Below are 20,776 nucleotides of genomic sequence, written 5' to 3' on the forward strand. Positions count from 1 at the left end.
CCCGCAAGCGGGGCGAAGGACGGTTCTAGCAACCGCCTATGCTGCCGCCTTCGCCTTTTCGTATGGATCGAAGCGGCCGTAGAATGTCTCCCCCTTGGCTGCCATGTCCTTCAGGAGTGGCGTCGGCCTGAAATGGTCGCCATAGGTTGCGGCCAGTTTTTCCGCCAGTTCGACGAAATTCGTGACGCCCATGCCGTCGATATAACTGAGCGTGCCACCGGTATAAGGCGCAAAACCGAAGCCGAGAATGGAGCCGACATCCGCCTCGCGGGGATCGGTGACGATGCCTTCCTCCACCGTGCGGGCCGCTTCGAGCGCGATCGTCACAAGGAAGCGCTGTTTCAGCGTGTTGACGTCGATTTCGGAGGCGGGTTTCTGCGAGTAGAGATCCCTGAGGCCCGTCCAGAGCGATTTTTTCGCAGGCTTTGGCGGGTAGTCGTAAAAGCCCTGGCCGTTCTTGCGGCCGCGGCGATCCAGCTCGTTGACCATCTTGTCGATCAGCGCCATGTGACCGGGCTTGACCGAGGCCTCGCCCAGATCGGCGATCGAGGCCCTCATGATCTTCTGGGACAGATCGACGGCGACCTCGTCGTTGAGCGACAGCGGCCCGACCGGCATGCCGGCCATCTTGGCCGCATTTTCGATCATCGCCGCCGGTACGCCTTCGGCCAGCATGTCATAGGCCTCGTTGATATAGCGGAAGACACAGCGGTTGACGAAGAAACCGCGGGTATCGTTGACGACAATCGGTGTCTTCCTGATCTTCGCGACGAAATCCAGCGCGACGGCCAGCGCCTTGTCGCCACTCTGTTTGCCGAGGATAACTTCGGTCAGCATCATCTTTTCGACCGGCGAGAAAAAATGCACCCCGATAAACTGGTCCGGCCGCTTCGAGTTTTCGGCAAGGCCCGAGATCGGCAGGGTGGAGGTGTTGGAGGCGAAGATGGTGCTGGCCGGGATGACCGCCTCTACCTGCTCGATCACCGCCTTCTTGACAGCGCGGTCCTCGAAGACGGCTTCGATGACGAGATCAGCATCGGCAAGAGTGGAATAGTCCGGCGTGGGGGTGACGAGCGAAAGCAGCTTTTCGCCCTCTTCCTTGCCCAGGCGACCCTTGGCGATGCTATCGGCAACCAGCTTTTCGGAAACGGATTTCCCCTTGTCGGCCGCTTCCTGGGTCTGGTCGATGAGAACGACGGGAATGCCGGCGGCGGCCGTGACATAGGCGATCGAGGCACCCATGAAGCCCGCGCCGACAATGCCGACTTTCTTGAATTCACTCTTTGGAACGCCGGCCGGGCGGCGGGCACCCTTGCCGAGTTCCTGCATCGAGATGAACAGCGAGCGGATCATCGAGAAGGCTTCGGTCGTCTGCAGAACTTCGGTGAAATAACGCTGTTCGACCTTGAGTGCCGTATCGAAAGGTAGCTGCAGGCCTTCATAGACACATTTCAGGATCGCCAGCGCGCCGGGATAATTGCCGGCGGTCTCGCGTCGCAGGATCGCCGGGGCGGCCGGAAAAAGTTGAGCCGCCTGAGGCGTCCAGACACCGCCGCCGGGGGCCTTGAAGCCCTTTTCATCCCATGGGGCGATGGGCTTGAGGCCATCCCTGATCATCTGTTTTGCCGCGGTGACGAGCTGATCCGGCTCGACCACCTGATGCACGAGGCCCATCGACTTGGCACGTTGCGGGGTGAGCGACTGGCCGGTCGTCATCATCTGCAGGGCGGACTGGGCGTCGGTGAGGCGCGAGACGCGCTGGGTGCCGCCGGCGCCCGGGAAGATGCCGACCTTGACCTCGGGAAGCGCCAGTTTCACCGACTTGGCATTGGACGCGACACGGCCGTGGCAGGCGAGCGACAGTTCGAAAGCGCCACCCATGCAGGTGCCGTTGATGGCCGAGACCCAAGGCTTGCCGTTGGTTTCGATGGCGCGGAACAGCCAGGTCATGCGGCCGGCGGTATCGAACAGCTTTTGGGCAGCATTCGCCGGGTCCTTGGCGCGCTCATCCTGGAGCATCGAGAACATGCCGCGGATCATGGTGAGATCGGCACCGCCGGAGAAAGAGGACTTTCCGCTGGTGAAGACGACGCCCTTGATGGCGGCGTCTTCGACGGTTGTTTTAAGGATCGCCTCGAGTTCGTCCATCACCTCCTGCGTGAAGACGTTCATCGATTTGCCGGGCATGTCCCAGGTGACAAGTGCTATGCCGTCTGCATCGGTCTCGATGGTGAAATTGGTGTAGGTGCTCATGATGGGATTTCCTCTTCCCTGAAATTTCTGTCCGCGGGTGGGGCGTGCCCCTCATCCGGCTGCCGCCACCTTCTCCCCGCTTGCGGGGAGAAGGACCCGCGTTGCGGCCTCCCCGTCCCCTCCGGTGTCGACCGGGGCACGTCCCCTCGCCCCGTTTACGGGGGAGAGGGCTAGGGTGAGGGGCAAGCCACGGGCGCCAAACTCAAACCCTCTCTATGACCGTTGCCGTACCCATGCCGGCGCCGATGCAGAGCGTGACCAGCGCAGTGTTCAAATCGCGCCGTTCCAGTTCGTCGAGAACCGTGCCTAAAATCATCGCGCCGGTGGCGCCGAGCGGGTGGCCCATGGCAATCGCCCCGCCATTGACGTTGATCATGTCGTGGGAAATGTCGAAAGCCTGCATGTAACGCAGGACGACGGCGGCAAAGGCCTCGTTCAACTCGAACAGATCGATATCGGCAATCGTCATGCCGGTGCGGGCGAGCAGCTTTTCGGTGACATCGACCGGGCCGGTCAGCATGAGTGCCGGGTCCGAGCCGATATTGGCAAAGGCGCGGATGCGGGCGCGAGGTTTGATGCCCATGCTCTCACCACCCGCCTTGGAGCCGATCAAAACGGCCGCCGCACCATCGACGATTCCGGAAGAATTGCCGGCGTGGTGGACGTAATTGATCTTTTCGATTTCCGGATGGGCCTGAATGCCGACCGCTTCGAAACCGCCCATTTCGCCCGGCATCTGGAAGGAGGCATTGAGCGAGGCGAGCGCCTGCATGTCGGTGCCGGGGCGCATATGTTCGTCACGATCAAGAATGATCAGACCGTTCTGGTCCTTGACCGGGATAACCGAGTTCCTGAAATAACCGGCATCCCAGGCCTTTGCGGCGCGCTTCTGGCTTTCGACGGCATAGGCATCGACGTCATCGCGGGAAAAACCGTATTTGGTGGCGATCAGATCGGCGGAAACGCCCTGCGGCATGAAATAAGCCGGGAAATTGACCGAAGGGTCCATATACCAGGCACCGCCGGACATGCCCATGCCGACGCGCGACATCGATTCGATCCCCCCGGCGATAACGATGTCGTCGGACCCGGCGGCGATCTTGGCTGCACCGAAATTGATGGCATCGAGGCCCGAGGCGCAGAAACGGGAGATCTGCATGCCCGGCGCTTTGGTCGAATAACCCGCCTCGAAGGCGGCCGCCTTGGGGATGACGGCGCCACTGTCCATCACCGGATCGACGCAGCCCATGATGATGTCATCGACGGTCGATGTGTCGAGGTTGTTGCGGTCGCGGATGGCCTCCAGCGTTTTTGCGGCGAGACGCACGGAAGGCACCTCGTGCAGCGATCCATCCTTCTTGCCGCGACCGCGTGGCGTGCGCACATGGTCGTAAATGAAGACTTCGGTCATGCTGTCATCTCTCCCTACAGCCGTCACCGGCAGCTAGTATTATTTCAGAGTCCATTTCCCTCGCCGGTCGTCGTCGGCTGGGACCATTAAACCCTTTTTTCTGAGTTCGGTGGCAGCCCACCGCATGTCGTATTGCCAAGAATAAAACAGGTCATGACCTTGGAGATCCTTTTCGTGATGATCCCAAATATGGCGAGCGACATACAGGATCGATGCCTCCCCACCATTGGATTTAAGGGCATCAACCACCCAGCCAGTCAGATCAGCCTTTGCCACCATCAAAGTCCCTTCCCTGCCTCTCCCCACAAGGTGAGGAAGCGCCATGGCGCAGATCAAAACGCCTCGGCTGCCAGTTCCATCACGCTATCCGCACCGGCCTCGATGCGCAGCTTGCGCAACGCCGTTTCCGGCATCAGCTTCTCCATAAAGAACTTTGCGGTAATCAGCTTATTCTTCAAATACGCCTCACGCGGGTCTCCCGCTGCAAGCCTCTCCTGCGCAGTTTTTGCCATCTTGGCCCACATGTAGCCGAGCGTCACGAGGCCGAAGAGGTGCATGTAGTCGGTGGAACCGGCGCCGGCATTGTCGGGTCTGGCCATGGCGTTCTGCATAAACCACATGGTCGATGCCTGCAGGTCGTTCAAGCCCTTCTTCAATCCCTTGGTATAGAGAACCATCGCTTCGTCGGCGCGATTGTCCTCACAGAAATCGCCGATTTCCTTGAACATGGCCATGACGGCGCGGCCGCCATTCAAGGCCAGCTTGCGGCCGACCAGATCGAGCGCCTGGATGCCGTTTGCGCCCTCATAGATCATGGTGATGCGGGCATCGCGGACATACTGGCTCATGCCGTGTTCCTCGATGTAACCGTGGCCACCGAACACCTGCTGGGCCATGACGGCGTGGTCAAAACCCTTGTCGGTCAGGACACCCTTCAGGATCGGGGTCGCAAGGCTCAGGAGATCGTCGGCATTCTGGCGTTCCGCTTCGTCCGGCGAGCGGTGGGCGATGTCGGATTTCAGTGCCGTCCAGAGAAGGAAGGCGCGGCCGGCCTCGTTGAAGGCTCTGATGGTCATCAGCGCGCGGCGGATATCCGGGTGGAAGATGATCGGATCGGCCTGTCTGTCCGGTGCCTTGGCGCCGGACAGCGACCGGCCCTGGATACGCTCGTTGGCGTAGGCGACGGCATTCTGGTAGGCGGTCTCGGCGATCGACAGGCCCTGCAGGCCGACGCCAAGCCGGGCCTCGTTCATCATCACGAACATGGCCGAGAGGCCCTTGTTCTCCGTGCCGATCAGATAGCCGGTGGCATCGTCGTAATTCATCACGCAGGTGGAATTGCCGTGAATGCCCATCTTTTCCTCGATGGCGCCACAGGTGACGGTGTTACGGGTGCCGGATGAGCCATCTTCATTGACCATGAACTTCGGCACGATGAAAAGTGAGATGCCCTTGGTACCCTCGGGCGCGCCTTCGATGCGGGCAAGAACCAGATGGACGATATTGTCGGTCATCGAATGTTCGCCGGCGGAGATGAAGATCTTCTGGCCGGAAATCCTGTATGAGCCATCGCCCTGCGGCACAGCCTTGGTGCGCAGAAGGCCGAGATCGGTGCCGCAATGGGGTTCGGTCAGGTTCATCGTGCCGGACCATGTGCCTTCGATCATTTTCGGCAGATAGGTGGCCTTCTGTTCGTCCGAACCGTGGACAAGGATGGCGGCGATCGCGCCTTGTGTCAGGCCCGGATACATCATCAGCGACATATTGGCCGAAGACATATATTCGCCGACGGCGGCATGCAGCGTGTAGGGCAGCCCCTGCCCGCCGAATTCCTCCGGCACCGCCAAACCGATCCAGCCGCCCTGACAATACTGGTCGTAAGCCTGCTTGAAACCCTTCGGCACCGAAACCGTGCCATCATCATGGCGCGTGCAGCCTTCCTGATCGCCGGAAAGATTAAGCGGGAAGAGTTCTTGCTCGGCCAGGCGGGCGGCCTCTGCGACGATTGCCTCGACCATGTCCGGCGAGGCATCGGCGAAACCGGGAAGGTTGCCGTAACGCTCCAGGCCCAGGACGTCGTTCAGAATGAAAAGCGTATCGGCAGTCGGCGCCTTGTAGACTGGCATAGATGGACATCCTCCCTGTCATCATGGCCCGCAGCGTCACTCCCAGATGCTGCGAACTCTTGCATTGGTCATTTAATTGACGTGCGCGTAAACGTCAATCGGTGGCGAAGATCAATTCCGGGCGAAGATGTCGAGATACAGGGGGGTTGAGGCCGAACGCAGTCGGCATCACCCATATTAGGATATTATGAAATGGTTAAGACGCGGCACATTCTTAACGGCTTATTTACCATGTTTTCGCACATAGTGGGCGATATGGCGGCGTGAAGCATTTAGCTGAAAAGGCTTCACATCGTCACAATGGCAAGTCTTGCGTAAGGTTCATCTAATATTCGAACTTACTTATGGAGGAATACCTCCCGGGGGAAGTTCGGATTCGAACCGGCAGGATCAACGTCGAAGCGAGCGAGCACATGAACGGATCACGATCGGCACCCCCACGTCATGGCGACCGAGACCGCTCGTCCCTGGATGCGCTGAACCGCACCATAGAGGGACTGGAAGCGCGTATTCAGGGCTTGATGGCCGGGGTCGGCCGACAGGCGGCACCGCCGGCAGCGCCTGTGCGCGTGGCCGATACGGCGCGCGTGCCGGCGCCACAACAGCCTGTCGCTCCAGCCGCTACCCTGCCTCTGGGACTGCAGCGTTCTCAGGCCGCCGCCTCGCCACGCCCCCCACTTCCCCGTGACCCGCTGGCCGAAATCCGCGAGCGGCAGCGTATTCTCGAACAGGCGAACCAGCCCGCGCACCGAAACGAATCACCAAGAGGCAATGTTGCGCCGGTTGAAAGCCCGCGGTTTGCCGAGATGCGTGTGGAAGGTCGCCCCGAAGGTCGCATTGCCACCCCGACCCGCCGGGAAGACCTGCGACAGCCGGCAATCTCCACCCGGGTTGCCGAAGCCAACCAGCGCCGCGCGGATCTGCGCGAGTTCACCGATGCGCTGACCAGTCTGCGACAGGACCTGAAGCAGGATATTTCCGACGGGCTTTCGCGTGACATGCAGGCGCTGAGAGAAGAAGTGCGCGCCATCAAGACACAGGCGGAAGACCAGCATTTTGCCCAGGACGTGCAGGCCGACATCGCGCGGCTTTCGCAGAGCATCGATCAGCTGACCATGATGCAAGCGACGCCGGACGCAGCCAAGCTGCGCGCCGACTTCGACGACCTGCGCTCCGTCATGGACGGGCTTGCCCGCGAAGAATCGCTGCGGCAGATGCAGGACCAGTGGATCGGTCTGGAAGAACGCATCCAGGATACCGACACCGTTTCCGCGATGCGCGAGGAACTGGTTGCGCTCGCTTACCGGATCGACGATATCCGCAACCAGCTCGGCCTGATGGCCGACAGCCCGGTCATCCGGGCGCTTGAACAGAAGCTTCTTTCCGTCGCCGGCATGATGGAGCAGCTCGGCTCGCGAATGAAGCCTTCGGACACGGCGTTCGTCGAACAGTTCGGCCAGCTCGACCAGCGCCTCGACGAGATCACCCGGGCGATCGCCGCCAACGCCCGCACCGCCACCAGCGCGCAGGACGAGCTTTCGATGCAGCGGCTCGAAGGTGGGCTTTCGGCGCTGATGGACCATGTCGAGACGATCGGCCGCTCCGCATCCGACCGCAGCGCCACGGACGGGCTTTCGCAGCGGATCGAGCTGCTTGCCGGCAGAATCGAGCAGATGGCGGAAGAACAGGCTGCGGTCAGGCTGGAAGAGCGGATCGAGCAGCTTTCGGCCCTCGTGGTTCAGCTGCAGCCGTCGGGACAGCAGGACGAATTCGCCGGTTATCTTTCCGACATTTCACGCAAGATCGATGCGCTGGACAGCAGTTTCACTGCCGAAGGTCTCGGCGACCGGCTGGACTATCTTGCCCGCCGGATCGAGGAAATGGAACAACAGCCGCGACCGCAGGACGGTGCCGAGGAGGCCGCCTTCGGCCGAATCGAAGACAGGCTGAGCGACATCGCAGCACGGCTGGATGAGGCGAGCAATACGCCGCACAGCAATGACGAGGCCCTGCGCGGTCTCGAAGCCCAGATCGCCAATCTCTCGTCGCTGATTTCCGAGCCGAACGGCGCTTCCGTCAGCTGGCCGCCGGAATTCGACAACCGGATGGCTGCGATCGAAGGCTATATGGCGACCAATGACGAATATATCGTCGAGGCGGCCCGGCAGGCGGCCGAAGCCGTCGTCGAGGCCTATTCGCGCAATGTCGGAACAGGGACGAATGTCTCGGCGCCGGACATGGCAGCACTTGCCGCACTCGCCGAAGATCTGAAACATCTCGAAGACCTGACGCGCGGCTCCGAAAGCCGCACGCACCAGACATTCGAAGCGCTGCATGGCACGCTGGTTCAGATCGCCGACCGGTTGGACCATCTCGAAGGCCACGTCACGACTGCAGCAGCGATATCCTACCGCGCCGAAGAACCGGTGCGACAGCCGGCGTTTGCCGCAGCGCCGATCCACCGGGAGGCGCCTGTCGCACGCGACGCTGCGATGCCGGCGCTTTCGGCAGAGGTCGCGCACGAACTGGCAAGCCTCGACATGCCACGCACGGAGGCCCGCCTGCGCGAGACCAGCGCGATCGGCTCGACCATGTCCGAGCATATCCCGGCCCTCTTGAAGCCTGCAGAACCGGAAACCGAATACGAAGAAGACGACAAGCCGGCGAAGAAAAGCCTGCTCGGCGGCCTTGCTCGCCGTTTCCGTCCGGCCGCCAAACAGAAGGACGACACGAGCGCGCGCACCTATGTGGAGCCGACGCCTTCCATCGATCCGTCGATGGAGCCGGACGACGTTCTGTCTGCCGAAAGTGAAAACGAACTTCTGGAGCCGGGTTCGGGTGCTCCCGATGTGAAGAAGATCCTCGAAAGGGTCCGGGCGAGCCAGGCCGCCGGCGAATTTAGCGGCGACCGGACCGGCGACAGGGCAGATTATATCGCCGCCGCGCGCCGCGCTGCCAAGGCCGCAGCACAGGAAGCCGACCCGTCGCAGATGGGCTCGATGCCGAAGGGCCAGGTCAAGCTCGCCAAACCGAAGCCGGGTCAGGCGAAGGATACCAAGGGAACGCCCGGCATATCGGCATTTTCGCGCCATCGCCGGCCGATCCTGATGGCGGTCGGTGCCGTGTTGCTGGCGTTGATGGCGATGCCGCTGATCAAGACGGTGACGGGTGGCGGCAACGCTCCACAGGTGGCGACGATCGAGCGCCCGGCCGCGTCGGTCAGCGCGTCATCGACTGGAACGCCAAGCAATCCGGCGGTTGCGGTTGCACCGCAGGCCTCCGAGACACAGACAAACGCACCGGTTGCCGATCTTGGCCCGTCGCCCGAGGTTCCGGCAGACGGCGCGGTTACGAGTGCGCCGCTTGGAGCACCTTTGGCGCCGGACAGCGCACCCGATACGGTAGCCGAGGCCCCCGCAGCGGAAAGCGTACCGGCGGCACCGGATGTTTCCACCAATATTGCACAGGCACAGCCCTCTGCCGGCATCGACGTTCCGGCCGGGATCGAGCCGCAGTCGCTTGCAAGTGCCGCGGCGGGCGGTGATGCCAATGCATTGTTCGAAATCGGCGCCCGCTACAGCGAAGGCCGCGGCGTCACCACGGATATGGCTGAGGCGGCCAAATGGTATCGCCTTGCCGCCGATCGCGGCCTGCCGCCGGCCCAGTACCGAATGGGCAACATCCTGGAAAAGGGAACCGGCGTCCAGCGCAACCTCAACGAGGCGATCTCCTATTACCAGGCGGCAGCCAATGCCGGCAATGCGAGCTCCATGCACAATCTCGCCGTGCTCTACGCTTCAGGTGCTGCAGGGCAGCCGGACTATGCGAAAGCCGTCTCATGGTTCAGCAAGGCGGCAGAACTCGGGGTGGCCGACAGCCAGTTCAATCTCGCCATCCTCTATGCCCGCGGCAATGGCGTGAAGCAGGATCTGGAAGAGAGCTACAAGTGGTTCGGCGTCGCTGCCAAGGGCGGCGATACGGATGCCGCCGCCAAGCGCGACGAAGTGGCCAAGGCGATGCGCAAGGAACAGCTGGACAGTGCCCGCGCCAAGCTTGACGGCTGGGTTGCCAAGCCGCTCGATCCGCGCGCCAATGCCGTCAACCTTCCCGACGAATGGGCGTCCGGCAAGAAGCTGACCACTGCTTCGGTCGACATGACCAAGGCGATCCGCAATATCCAGGCGATCCTCAACAAGAACGGCTTCGATGCCGGCACGCCGGACGGCAAGATGGGTGCAAAAACAGTTTCGGCGATCAAGGCATTCCAGACGTCGATCGGCCATGAGCCGACCGGCCAGGTGGATGATGCCATGGTGCGTGAACTGCTGGCACGAAACGGATGAGCTCCAGTCGCTGGGCCGGATGCCGATCCTTTGGATCCCATCCGGTCCGGCTCTTTTTTGACAACGGACGCTTTGAGCAAGCTGTGCATCGCAGTTTGCGAAAACCCCACGCGATCTTAAGGCCGATGCAGCCCCCCAATCACGACTAAACCGACCGGGTAACGGGTGACGAGGCATATTCGCCACGCCGTGAATAAATCGGCAAATCAAGGGCTTGCGGAACCGTTTGGAGCCTTACCGGGTTTGACTTGGCGCACGCCCTGACGGCATGAGGGGGAGACATCTTCATGCCTTGTTCACCCGGCATGTGAGAGACTTTCCAGCCAGCAGATCGGACAGGCCTATCATCGCCTGCCGGATGCCGTCGTCCTGTTTCGCCTTGTCGGGGTCTGCCGTGACAATCTACCTGCCCATAGCAGAGCTGTCGGTGAACATCTTCATCATCCTCGGCATGGGTGCGGCCGTCGGTTTTCTGTCCGGCATGTTCGGCGTCGGCGGCGGATTTCTGATCACGCCGCTGCTGATCTTCTACAACATTCCGCCGGTCGTGGCGGTGGCAACCGGTGCCAACCAGGTGGTCGCCTCATCGGTTTCCGGCGCAATCACCCATTTCCGGCGCGGCACGCTGGACATGAAGCTCGGCACGGTGCTTCTGGTCGGCGGTCTTGTCGGCGCCACTGTCGGCGTCTGGATCTTTTCCTGGCTGCGCAGCATCGGCCAGCTCGACCTGTTCATCTCGCTGCTCTATGTCGTGCTGCTGACGACGATCGGCACGCTGATGCTGCAGGAAAGCCTGCGCGCGATGCGCAAGGCGAAGCTCAACCAGCCGCTTCCGCTGAAACGTCCCGGCCAGCATAACTGGGTGCACCGGCTGCCGCTGAAGATGCGGTTCAAGAAATCGAAGATCTATCTCTCGGCCATTCCAGTGGTGCTGCTCGGCTTTATGATCGGTATCCTGACCTCGATCATGGGTGTAGGCGGCGGCTTCATCATGGTGCCGGCGATGATCTATCTCTTGCGCATCCCGACCAATGTCGTCGTCGGAACGTCGCTGTTCCAGATCATCTTCGTCACCGCCTACACGACGATCGTGCAGGCCGCGACCAACTATTCCGTCGATATCGTGCTCGCCTTCATGCTGATGGTGGCGGGCGTGATCGGAGCGCAATACGGGGTCAGGGTCGGGCAGAAGCTGCGCGGTGAACAGCTGCGCGCATTGCTGGCACTGCTGGTCCTGGCGGTCGGCATCCGCCTGGCGATCGGCCTGTTCATCCGGCCGCAGGATCTCTATTCGGTCATCGTCGGGGGATCATACTGATGTTTCCCCGGCTTGCGCACCTCCCTGCCCTTCTCGCCTGCCTGCTGCTGATGCCGGCCGGGCAGAGCCTGGCGCAAATGCCATTCGGCGAGGCCTCGAGCGCGAAAGAAGGGCTCGATATCGGTGTGTCGACGACGGAAATCGCCATCACCTCGGATTTTCGCGGCGCCGATCTCACCGTCTTCGGCGCCATGACCAATCCCGACGACCTGCTGCTTGCGATCGGCAATTACGATATCATCGTGACGCTCGAAGGGCCGCGCGACTATGCAACCGTGCGCAAGAAGGAGCGGATCTTCGGCGTCTGGGTTAATACGGATTCGATGACCTTCGAACAGGTACCGGAAAGCTATTCGATCGCCAGTACCCGACAGCTCGACGATCCGACGCAACTGCCGCCGATCGATCCTGCCGGCGTCGGGATCGAGCATCTTCCACTCAACCCGACCGGCTATATCCGCGATGTCGGCGAGCTCTCCGATTTTCGCGAGGCCTATCGCCGGCTCAAGCTTTCAGGCGGGCTCTATCAGAAGGAGGCGAGCGGTGTACGCTTCGTTTCCTCCAGTCTGTTCCGCGCGTCGCTCAGACTGCCGGCCAACGTGCCCGACGGCGTCCATATCGTGCATGCATATCTGTTCAAGGGTGGATCGCTGCTTACCCAGCGAGAAATTCCGCTCAGGGTGACCAAGACAGGCCTCGAACAGGCAATCACCGACGCGGCACATAACCAGCCACTGCTCTATGGTCTGTTCAGCGTGCTGATCGCGCTTCTGACCGGCTGGGCCGCGAGTATCGCCTTCCGCAAGGACTGACCGCTTTGCTTCACCCTTTGCTGCTCTAATTAGGGCCTATCGTCGCCCGTCCCGTACCAGACCACATTGCCATCATGCTGAAACATATCGTCGACCGACTGCCCGATTTCCGCCACCTGTTGAAACCGGCACAGTTGCGTGTGCTGATCAGGCGCAGCGAATTCGGCCTGATCCTGGTTGCGGCAATCGTCGGCCTGCTCGCCGGCCTGGCCGTCGCGGCAATGAGCTTCATCGCCCATGAACTGCAGGTGCTGATCTTCGATATCGGTGCGGGTGAAAGGCTCAGCGCCGCCGCCAACCTGCGTCCGATGGTGGTCCTGTGGGCGCCGGCGGCCGGTGGCGTGGTGATGGGTGGGCTTTTGCTCATTCTGCGCAAGTGGCGCAAGAAACCGATGGTCGACCCGATCGAGGCCAATGCGCTTCACGGCGGGCGGCTGTCACTGACCGATAGTATCGTGGTTGCGGTGCAGAACCTGATCTCCAACGGCTTCGGTGCGTCGATCGGGCTTGAGGCCGGTTACACCCAGCTTTCCTCGGGGATCGCCTCCAAGATCGGTCTGCTTCTGCAGTTGCGACGTGGCGATGTCAGGATCCTGGTCGGCTGCGGCGCAGCGGCCGCCATCGCGTCCGCCTTTCACGCACCGCTGACGGGCGCGTTTTACGCGTTCGAGCTGATCATCGGTACCTACACGATCATGAGCCTTGCGCCGGTTGTCGTCTCGGCACTGGCGGCGACCTTCGTGACACGGCTGTTCGTTGGCGATGCCTTCCTGATCGATATCGACAGCATCGGCACCGTGGTGCCGGCCGACTATCTGCCGGCCGTCGTGCTGGGCATGATCTGCGCCGGCGGCGGCATTCTTTTGATGAACGGCGTGAGCTATGTGGAGGAACTGGCACGCAAGAGTTCGATCTCGCCGATCTTCCGGCCGGCGATCGGCGGGGTGGTGGTCGGCCTTCTGGCACTCATCGACACACGGGTGCTATCAGCCGGTCACGGAGCGCTGCACGAGAGCCTCAACCAGCATATGGCGATCGGCGCCGTCGTCGCCCTGCTGCTGTTGAAATCCGTCGCCTCGGCGATCAGCATCGGTGCCGGCTTCCGCGGCGGGCTGTTTTTTGCCTCGCTGTTCCTCGGCGCGCTGATCGGCAAGCTGTTTGCCTATTCAACGCCCTTCCTGTTTGCCAATGCGACGCTTGCGCCGGTCACCTACGCAATCGTCGGCATGAGCGCATTGTCGGTGGCGGTGATCGGCGGGCCGCTGACGATGACGTTCCTGGCGCTGGAGGTGACCGGCGACTTTCCGATCACGGCGCTGGCGCTTGCCGCCGTCATCACCTCATCGGTCGTGGTGCGCACCACATTCGGCTATTCGTTCGCGACATGGCGTTTTCACCTTCGTGGTGAAAGCATCAGAAGTGCCCACGATATCGGCTGGATCCGCAACCTGACGGTCGACAAATTGATGCGTGCCGACGTGAAGACGGCGAAAGCGGGCATGACGATGGACGAATTCCGCAAGGAGTTTCCGCTCGGCTCGACGCAGCGGGTGATCGTGATCGATGAGAACGACAAATATGTCGGCATGATCCTGACGCCGGAAATCTATGCGGCACCACGAGATGACGGAGAGGAGGCGCCGGAACTCTCATCTTTCCTGCGCTACAGGAACGACGTGCTTTTGCGGAGCATGAATGCCAAGCAGGCTGCCGCGATGTTCGACAGGACGGAGTCCGAAGCGCTGGCGGTGGTCAACAACCAGATCGAGCGCAGGGTGGTGGGCCAGCTTTCCGAAAGCCATACGCTACGGCGCTACACCGAAGAACTCGACCGACGGCGGCGCGAGATTTCCGGCGAACTCTGATCCCGGCTGGTTGAACGAGGGGCACGGAAATTTCTGCGCCCCTCGTCCCTTGCGTCACATTGCCGGAAGAACGGCGATGTCACGCACCTCGTTTTCAACGCCGGTAATGGCTCCGACTTCGGTTGCCGCGCCGGTTTCAAGGTTGACCGTGTAGAGCATCTTGTTTGCCGCGAGATAGGCGGTGTTCTTGCCACCTTCCATGCCTTGGATATCGAAGGCATAGGTCGCCGGCATGGCCTTGATGCCGAGCTTGCCGATCGCCTTCAGCGTGCCGTCATTCGGCTTGGTCTGCTGAACCAGCGCGCCGATGGTGGCATCGATATTGTACATCGCGGTCTTTTCAGGCTTGCCGACCGAATTGGTATAGCCGGCCGCGACAATGTTCGGGGTCTCACCCTTGTGCATATCGCCATCCTCATAAGCGAGGACGCCATCGACGGTGACAGCACCAGTATCCGGATGGACGCGGTGGTTGGTGGTGCCGGTCATGAAGCGCAGACGATCAGCCATCGGATTGAAATCGACCACGACCGGCGCCTGCGTCAGGGTCAGCATCTTGTCCATCTTGGCGACTTCGGTGGCGGCGCCGGTCTCAAGATTGATGGAGACGATCGTGTGTTCCGGCGTGACACCGATGACGGTTTTCGTGCCGGGGCGATAGTCGATACCAACAAGCTTGGTCACGCCGGTGACATCCATGGTCTTGGTGACGGCAGGCTTTTCAGTGTCGAACATGACGAGCGTCTTGTCTCCCGTCAGACCGAGAACCGGAGCAGCGGAGACGGCAGCGGCCGATGCGGCGAGGATGGTGGAAGCGGCGAGGATGGTGCGAGCGATGTTCATGGCTTTCTCCCGTTGTGTTTCCAAAATCGTGGAGAGCGATCCGGCACTCAGCCTGTGAACCACTCTCGGAAGGGAAGACACACGGGGCGATGCGTCTGGATGCAGCGCTTGAAAATATTTATTCGCCTGCATCCATTTCCTCATTCGCCGTGTCTTCCATATGCGGCCCTGTAGCGGCTGCGGGAAACTTCAAGGACTGGACGAGCGCATGTCCGCCGTGGCAACAGCAGAGATGGAATATTCGCGAATGCGCGAATACCTGGGGAGAGAGGACGACCGGGCCTTGGCGACAGACCAATCGACGGATCTCGCAGCAGCGCTTTTTGCCTGCGCGAAAGGCGATCGCGGCGGATTGCGTCGCATCTTCGACCACGAGGCCGGCCGGCTGGTCGCCGTTGCACAGCGGATCGTCAAGCGCCGCGAGCTCGCCGAAGACGTGGTGCAGGAGGCCTTCATCCGCATCTGGACCCATGCGCATCAATACAGCCCCGAGCGCGGATCGGCGCGCGGCTGGATTTACGCGATCGTGCGCAATCGTGCGCTCAACATGGTGCGTGACGGAAAACGCGAAGATCTGGTCGGCGCAGACCGGCTGGAGGTGCTGCAGGACGATGAACAGCTGGCGCAGATCATGGCGGCCTGGAACCGCCTGGACCGCAACAGCCGGCTGAAGGAATGCCTCGGCCGGCTTGATGAGATCAAACGGCGCGGCATCCTGATGGCCTATGTCGGCGGTTATACGCATGGCGAAATCGCCGGCCGCCTGAGTCTGCCGCTCGGCACCGCGAAATCCTGGATCCGGCGCGGGTTACTGACGCTGCGGGAGTGCATGGCATGAAGCTTACTCCCGAAAACCTTGCCGCTATCGCCGACGAATACGTGCTTGGACTTCTCGACGACGCCGATATGGCGCAGGTGGAAGAAGAGAGCCAGAATAATGCCCTTCTGGCCGAAGCAGTGGCGGAAGCCCGCGAGCGGTTTCTGCCGCTGGATACCGGTATCGAACCGGCATCCATATCACCGGCGTTATGGGAGAAGATCGAGACACGGCTACCGAACAACGAGCCGGATGTTCCATCGATCGCTGACGTTTCTCCGAGATTTCCGGTCGCTCTAAACGACAATCGGCGCGGCGGCTGGCGGGCGACGGCAATCTCGGCGATTGCCGCCTCGCTGATGCTGGCCGTCGGGCTGGTGTGGAGTGTCGGCCGCACCGTCGAGCCATTGGTCGTGGCCGTGCTCTTGAACGAGAGGGGAGAGGTGCAGGCGGTGGTCGAGGATTTCGGCAACGATACGGCCAGTATCAAGCTGCTTACCGACTTCACCGTTCCCGCCGACAAGACGATGCAGGTCTGGACCCTGCCATCGCGTGAGATGGGACCGATGTCGCTCGGCCTTCTGGATGACAGGCATTCGGCCAGACTGAGCGGGTGGACGCTGCCGCGGCCTCAGGATGCGCAGCTTTACGAGATCACGCTCGAACAGGCGGGAGGCTCGCCGAGCGGGCGTCCGACCGGGCCGATCCTCGCCAAGGGATTTGCCAGACTGGCACGCTGACCGGTCGCCTCCGGAACGAGGCGGTCAATCGACGGGTCGGGGAACCGGTTTGAGACAGGTCAATGTGCGGCACCGTGCCGGTGCGAAGATGACCTTGACCAGGGAGGTCACCCAAGGAGGTCAAAAAATGTTCAAACATATTCTCATCCCGACCGACGGTTCGCCGCTTTCCACACAGGCGCTTGAAAAGGCATTCGACTTTGCCCGTGAAAGCAATTCGCAGGTGACGGTTCTGGCGGTGATCGAACCGCTGCAGGTGTTTACCGTCTACCCGGTCGGCATGGACATCGCCTATGCCGAATACGAGCAGCGGGCAAACGAACAGGCAGACGGCATCTTGGCCGATGCCAAGACGGCCGCGCAACATCGCAACCTTACCTGCGAGATCGTCAAGAAACAAAGCGTCGACGCAGCTGGCTGCATCGTCAAGACGGCGGAGGCTCAGGGCTGCGACGCGATCGTCATGGCATCGCATGGACGCTCGGGCTTCAAGGCCTTCATGCTCGGCAGCGTGACGATGAAGGTGCTGGCCGGATCGAAACTGCCGGTGCTGGTTTATCGGTGATCGGGGACATAGCTGAGAAGATCGATCGGAGCCCCGATGATCATCCGGGGAATTCCGACTTCGTCGAACCGGCAGTCTGCAATGGTGAGGTCCACATATTGAATCGGGCCTCCCTCCAGATAACCGTCTCTGGCTGCTCTGCCGTCACCGCAATCAAGGCGGAACTCGGATTCACCGTATCCGGCGCGGAAAATAGACCATGTCGTGCCGCTGCCGGCGGGTAGCTGCACGACATGATCCCACGCGCTCAGTTGACCGCCCGCGAAATTGTCGCGGGTGATGCGCAGCACCAACACGTCGGACCGACAGCCAATGGCGATGAGGAGTACCAAGGCCGGGACTACGGCGATGACGATCTTGGTTGCCCGACGCATGTCAGCCCATCAGACTCCCATAGCGCACGGAATAGATGCGATCGCGGCCGAGGAGATGGGCGACCAGCGTTTCGCGGGCGAACAGGCCCTGCAGCGCCCGATGGCGCAGATCGAGGCCGCCGGTCAGGACGCCGAAGGCGGGCATGAGCAAACGATGGCCATCGCTGGCGAAACACGGGCGGCGAACCGACTTTTCGCGGCGGCGGACGGTGGCCGCAGGATGAAGATGGCCGGCAATCTCTCCCTTTGACGATATCAGGCTCGGTTCGTGGCGGAAGGTAAGGCCGCCATGGACGAGTTCGTCGCTCGACAGGCCCGGCAGACCGGTGGTGCCGTCGGGATCGTGGTTGCCGTTGATCCAGATCCAGTCGCGGCCGCGCGCCATATCGGAGATCGTCTTCCTGAGATCGACGGGCAGGTGTTCGGAGCCGCGGCGGTCGTGGAAATTATCGCCCAGCGATATGACGATTTTCGGATCGTAGCGGGCAATGACGGCAGCCAAAATGTTGAGGGTCGCGATCGTATCATAGGGCGGCAGCAGCATGCCGCGGCGAGCGAAGGCGGCCCCCTTTTCAAGATGCAGATCGGAGACGACGAGGGTTGCGGTATCGGGCAGGTAGAGGCCACCCAGCGGATCGCAGACGGCTGCAACACCGTGGACGAGGATGTCCTCGGTGCCGGCGGGCTGGCCTGCGATCATGGTGCGGGCGGCAAGCCCGAGGCGGTGCATCACGGTGGTATCGTCTTCCTGTTCCATTCGGGTAAGAACCCGACACTACAATCCGGCCTCCGCAATCAACTCGTCCGCCGCTTCCTGCAGCACCGCCTCATGCGCTTCGCCCGGAATGTTTTCCTTGCCGATCTCCAGCATGATCGGCACCGCGAGCGGCGATACACGATCGAGGTCACGATGGGTGATGTGCCCCTTGATTCGAGACAGCATATCGCCCAACCGGCCGATATCCAAAAGTCCCGAGGCTGCATCACGCCGTGTCGCCTCCAGAAGCACGTGATCCGGTTCGTGGGTACGCAGCACGTCGTAGATCAGGTCGGTCGAGACCGTCACCTGCCGGCCGGTCTTTTCCTTGCCCGGATGGCGCCGCTCGATCAAACCGGAAATCACGGCACAATTGCGGAAGGTGCGCTTGAGCATGTAGCTTTCGTCAAGCCAAGCTTCGAGATCATCGCCCAGCATGTCCTCGTCGAACAGGTCGGAGAGGCTCAAGGTGCCTTCGTCGATCATGGCGCCCATGTCGTTCAGACCCCAGATCGCCAACGAATAGTCTGTCGCGACGAAACCAAGCGGGCGGGCGCCTAGGCGCTCCAGCCGTCGGGTGAGAAGCATGCCGAGCGTCTGATGCGCCAGGCGGCCTTCGAAACAATAGGCGATCATGAAAAAGCGTTTGCCGCGTGGAAAGGTCTCGATCAGCAGCTCATCCTGTTTCGGCAGCATGGAGCGCTCGCGCTGCATCGACAGCCAGTCGCGGACCTGATCCGGCAGGCCGGTGCGACGGTCGGGATCGGCCAGCATGGCACGCACCTGGTCGGCCAGATAGGTGGTGAGCGGAAACTTTCCGCCGGCATAAGCCGGGATTTTCGGGTCGAGCGAAAAGGCATTGGAGACCAGGCAGGTGTTTTCGCGGATGCCTTCGAAACGCAGAACCTTGCCGGCGAACAAGAAGGTGTCGCCCTGTACCAGCTGTTCGAGAAAATATTCCTCGACCTTGCCCAAGGTCATGCTTCCCCTGCCAAGGGTGCCTTTGGCATTGCGCTTGACGAGCCGGACATTGAGCTCGGCAGCCTCGACGATGGTGCCGAGGTTCATGCGGTATTGCTGGGCGATCTGCGGATTGGAGACGCGCCAGCGACCATCGTCCATCCTGCGGATCTTTGCGTAACGTTCATAGCTGCGCAGCGCATAACCGCCGGTCGCAACAAAATCGACGATGCGCTCGAACATTTCCCAGGAGAGGTCGCGATAGGGCGAGGCCGAGGTGATCTCTTCATAAAGTTCGAGCGGATCGAAAGGCTCGGCGCAGGCCATGCCGAGAACATGCTGGGCCAGCACATCGAGCGCGCCCTCGCCGACCGGCGGCGTGTCCTGGGCGCCGAGATAGTTGGCGTCGAGGGCAGCCTGGCATTCCATCACCTCGAAACGGTTGGCCGGCACGAGGATCGCCTTGGACGGTTCGTCCATGCGGTGATTGGCGCGACCGATGCGCTGGGCAAGGCGCGAAGCGCCCTTTGGCGCGCCGACATGGACGACGAGATCGATATCGCCCCAGTCGATGCCCATGTCGAGCGTCGAGGTGGCGACGACAGCGCGCAGCTTGTTGTCGGCCATCGCTGCCTCCACCTTGCGGCGCTGGCTGGCATCGAGAGAACCGTGATGCAGCGCGATGGGCAGATTGTCCTCGTTGATGGTCCAGAGCGTCTGGAACAGGAGCTCGGCCTGGAAGCGGGTATTGACGAAGATCAACGTTGTCTTGTGGCGGCGGATCTCCTCGTAGACCTCGGGGATGGCATAGGTGGAGACGTGGCCGGACCAGGGAATGCGGGTCTCGGTGGAAAGAATGGTGATGTCGGGGGCGGCCCCGCCGGTGACATGGACGAGCCCGGCGGGAGGAGCCGGATTTTCGCCTTGCGGAACCAGCCAGCGCTGCAGATCCATCGGATCGGCGACGGTTGCCGAGAGGCCGATCGTCTGCATGTCCGGTGCATGTCTGCGCAGGCGGGCAAGGCCGAGCGACAGGAGATGGCCGCGCTTGGAGGTGACCAATGAATGCAGTTCGTCGAGGACGACATATTTCAGGTCCCTGAAAAACCGCTCCGCCTCCTTGTTGGCCAGAAGCAGCGCCAGCTGTTCGGGCGTGGTCAGCAGGATATCGGGCGGGTTGAGCTTCTGGCGCTGGCGCTTGGCCTGCGGCGTGTCGCCGGTGCGGTTTTCGACCGTGACGGCAAGCCCCATCTCGTTGACCGGCTTCATCAGGTTGCGCTCGATATCGACGGTAAGCGCCTTGAGCGGCGAGATGTAGAGCGTGTGGATGCCGGTGAAGGCGGAACCCGGCGGAATTTTTCCGCGTGTAACGAGATCGGTGAGCGAGGGCAGGAAACCGGCCAGCGTCTTACCGGCACCGGTCGGGGCGATCAGGAGCATGTTCTCGCCGGCTTGCGCGCGGGCCAGAAGTTCCAGCTGATGGGCGCGCGGCTGCCAGCCCTTGTTCGCGAACCATTTCAGGAACGGCCGGGGCAGTGTCACGGCGTCATGGCCGGAAATTTTGGTGTCGACGAGATCCACGCTACCAAAGA

The 20,776-nt window shown here is 61.7% G+C and carries 15 protein-coding genes; 7 read left to right on the top strand and 8 right to left on the bottom strand.

Annotation, left to right across the window (positions count from 1 at the left end):
- Positions 1-36: 36 nt before the first annotated feature.
- The 4 genes from AC2GXZ_RS09480 to AC2GXZ_RS09495 all read right to left on the bottom strand — a co-directional run bounded on the left by AC2GXZ_RS09480 (position 37) and on the right by AC2GXZ_RS09495 (position 5,790).
- Positions 37-2,253: a 3-hydroxyacyl-CoA dehydrogenase NAD-binding domain-containing protein gene (locus AC2GXZ_RS09480; RefSeq protein ID WP_483758905.1), complete on the bottom strand. Its 2,217-nt coding sequence runs from the start codon at positions 2,251-2,253 to the stop codon at positions 37-39.
- Positions 2,254-2,455: 202 nt separating this feature from the next.
- A complete protein-coding gene (locus AC2GXZ_RS09485; protein ID WP_483758906.1) occupies positions 2,456-3,664 on the bottom strand; it encodes an acetyl-CoA C-acetyltransferase in 1,209 nt (402 codons plus the stop codon).
- Between the two features lie 39 nt (positions 3,665-3,703).
- Positions 3,704-3,943: a hypothetical protein gene (locus tag AC2GXZ_RS09490; RefSeq protein WP_483758907.1), complete on the bottom strand. Its 240-nt coding sequence runs from the start codon at positions 3,941-3,943 to the stop codon at positions 3,704-3,706.
- Between the two features lie 53 nt (positions 3,944-3,996).
- A complete protein-coding gene (locus AC2GXZ_RS09495) occupies positions 3,997-5,790 on the bottom strand; it encodes an acyl-CoA dehydrogenase C-terminal domain-containing protein (RefSeq protein WP_483758908.1) in 1,794 nt (597 codons plus the stop codon).
- A 413-nt stretch (positions 5,791-6,203) separates the two neighbouring features.
- Here AC2GXZ_RS09495 and AC2GXZ_RS09500 point away from each other — a divergent pair, with 413 nt between their 5' ends.
- The 4 genes from AC2GXZ_RS09500 (at position 6,204) to AC2GXZ_RS09515 (ending at position 14,128) form a co-directional block, all read left to right on the top strand.
- The gene (locus AC2GXZ_RS09500) at positions 6,204-10,133 is read left to right on the top strand and encodes a peptidoglycan-binding protein (RefSeq protein WP_483758909.1); all 3,930 of its coding nucleotides are present in this window, start codon (positions 6,204-6,206) and stop codon (positions 10,131-10,133) included.
- Between the two features lie 394 nt (positions 10,134-10,527).
- Positions 10,528-11,451: a sulfite exporter TauE/SafE family protein gene (locus AC2GXZ_RS09505; protein WP_483758910.1), complete on the top strand. Its 924-nt coding sequence runs from the start codon at positions 10,528-10,530 to the stop codon at positions 11,449-11,451.
- Positions 11,451-12,263 (top strand): TIGR02186 family protein, encoded by an 813-nt coding sequence (locus AC2GXZ_RS09510; RefSeq protein ID WP_483758911.1) that lies wholly within the window; start codon positions 11,451-11,453, stop codon positions 12,261-12,263. Before AC2GXZ_RS09505 ends, AC2GXZ_RS09510 begins: the two co-directional genes overlap by 1 nt.
- 74 nt (positions 12,264-12,337) lie before the next feature.
- Positions 12,338-14,128, top strand: coding sequence for a chloride channel protein (locus tag AC2GXZ_RS09515; protein ID WP_483758912.1), 1,791 nt, complete (start codon positions 12,338-12,340; stop codon positions 14,126-14,128).
- A 54-nt stretch (positions 14,129-14,182) separates the two neighbouring features.
- On the opposite strand, the gene AC2GXZ_RS09520 is transcribed toward AC2GXZ_RS09515, so the two are convergent.
- A complete protein-coding gene (locus tag AC2GXZ_RS09520; protein WP_483758913.1) occupies positions 14,183-14,971 on the bottom strand; it encodes a DUF4394 domain-containing protein in 789 nt (262 codons plus the stop codon).
- Positions 14,972-15,218: 247 nt separating this feature from the next.
- On the opposite strand from AC2GXZ_RS09520, the gene AC2GXZ_RS09525 reads away from it, so the two are divergent.
- From AC2GXZ_RS09525 to AC2GXZ_RS09535, 3 genes are all read left to right on the top strand, one after another.
- Positions 15,219-15,809, top strand: a complete 591-nt coding sequence (locus AC2GXZ_RS09525) for a sigma-70 family RNA polymerase sigma factor (protein WP_483759390.1) — start codon at positions 15,219-15,221, stop codon at positions 15,807-15,809.
- Positions 15,806-16,528: an anti-sigma factor gene (locus AC2GXZ_RS09530; RefSeq protein ID WP_483758914.1), complete on the top strand. Its 723-nt coding sequence runs from the start codon at positions 15,806-15,808 to the stop codon at positions 16,526-16,528. Before AC2GXZ_RS09525 ends, AC2GXZ_RS09530 begins: the two co-directional genes overlap by 4 nt.
- A 127-nt stretch (positions 16,529-16,655) precedes the next feature.
- Positions 16,656-17,093, top strand: coding sequence for a universal stress protein (locus AC2GXZ_RS09535; protein ID WP_483758915.1), 438 nt, complete (start codon positions 16,656-16,658; stop codon positions 17,091-17,093).
- Here AC2GXZ_RS09535 and AC2GXZ_RS09540 read toward each other — a convergent pair.
- The 3 genes from AC2GXZ_RS09540 to AC2GXZ_RS09550 are packed head-to-tail and all read right to left on the bottom strand — an operon-like array spanning position 17,084 to position 20,765.
- Positions 17,084-17,467, bottom strand: a complete 384-nt coding sequence (locus tag AC2GXZ_RS09540) for a hypothetical protein (RefSeq protein WP_483758916.1) — start codon at positions 17,465-17,467, stop codon at positions 17,084-17,086. The two genes, AC2GXZ_RS09535 and AC2GXZ_RS09540, sit on opposite strands and share 10 nt — an antisense overlap.
- A 1-nt stretch (position 17,468) precedes the next feature.
- Entirely contained in the window at positions 17,469-18,197 is a 729-nt protein-coding gene (pdeM, locus tag AC2GXZ_RS09545) for a ligase-associated DNA damage response endonuclease PdeM (RefSeq protein WP_483759391.1), read from the bottom strand.
- Between the two features lie 45 nt (positions 18,198-18,242).
- Positions 18,243-20,765, bottom strand: coding sequence for a ligase-associated DNA damage response DEXH box helicase (locus AC2GXZ_RS09550; RefSeq protein WP_483758917.1), 2,523 nt, complete (start codon positions 20,763-20,765; stop codon positions 18,243-18,245).
- Positions 20,766-20,776 lie beyond the last annotated feature (11 nt).

The sequence above is a fragment of the Aliirhizobium sp. YIM B11859 genome, assembly GCF_057163345.1.

Excerpts from the sequence above, each read along its gene's own strand:
- AC2GXZ_RS09520 (WP_483758913.1), bottom strand. The coding sequence starts at position 14,971 with ATGAACATCGCTCGCACCATCCTCGCCGCTTCCACCATCCTCGCCGCA.
- AC2GXZ_RS09510 (WP_483758911.1), top strand. The coding sequence starts at position 11,451 with ATGTTTCCCCGGCTTGCGCACCTCCCTGCCCTTCTCGCCTGCCTGCTG.
- AC2GXZ_RS09525 (WP_483759390.1), top strand. The coding sequence starts at position 15,219 with ATGCGCGAATACCTGGGGAGAGAGGACGACCGGGCCTTGGCGACAGAC.
- AC2GXZ_RS09540 (WP_483758916.1), bottom strand. The coding sequence starts at position 17,467 with ATGCGTCGGGCAACCAAGATCGTCATCGCCGTAGTCCCGGCCTTGGTA.
- AC2GXZ_RS09485 (WP_483758906.1), bottom strand. The coding sequence starts at position 3,664 with ATGACCGAAGTCTTCATTTACGACCATGTGCGCACGCCACGCGGTCGC.
- AC2GXZ_RS09535 (WP_483758915.1), top strand. The coding sequence starts at position 16,656 with ATGTTCAAACATATTCTCATCCCGACCGACGGTTCGCCGCTTTCCACA.
- AC2GXZ_RS09480 (WP_483758905.1), bottom strand. The coding sequence starts at position 2,253 with ATGAGCACCTACACCAATTTCACCATCGAGACCGATGCAGACGGCATA.
- AC2GXZ_RS09530 (WP_483758914.1), top strand. The coding sequence starts at position 15,806 with ATGAAGCTTACTCCCGAAAACCTTGCCGCTATCGCCGACGAATACGTG.
- AC2GXZ_RS09515 (WP_483758912.1), top strand. The coding sequence starts at position 12,338 with ATGCTGAAACATATCGTCGACCGACTGCCCGATTTCCGCCACCTGTTG.
- AC2GXZ_RS09500 (WP_483758909.1), top strand. The coding sequence starts at position 6,204 with ATGAACGGATCACGATCGGCACCCCCACGTCATGGCGACCGAGACCGC.
- AC2GXZ_RS09490 (WP_483758907.1), bottom strand. The coding sequence starts at position 3,943 with ATGGTGGCAAAGGCTGATCTGACTGGCTGGGTGGTTGATGCCCTTAAA.
- pdeM (WP_483759391.1), bottom strand. The coding sequence starts at position 18,197 with ATGCACCGCCTCGGGCTTGCCGCCCGCACCATGATCGCAGGCCAGCCC.
- AC2GXZ_RS09495 (WP_483758908.1), bottom strand. The coding sequence starts at position 5,790 with ATGCCAGTCTACAAGGCGCCGACTGCCGATACGCTTTTCATTCTGAAC.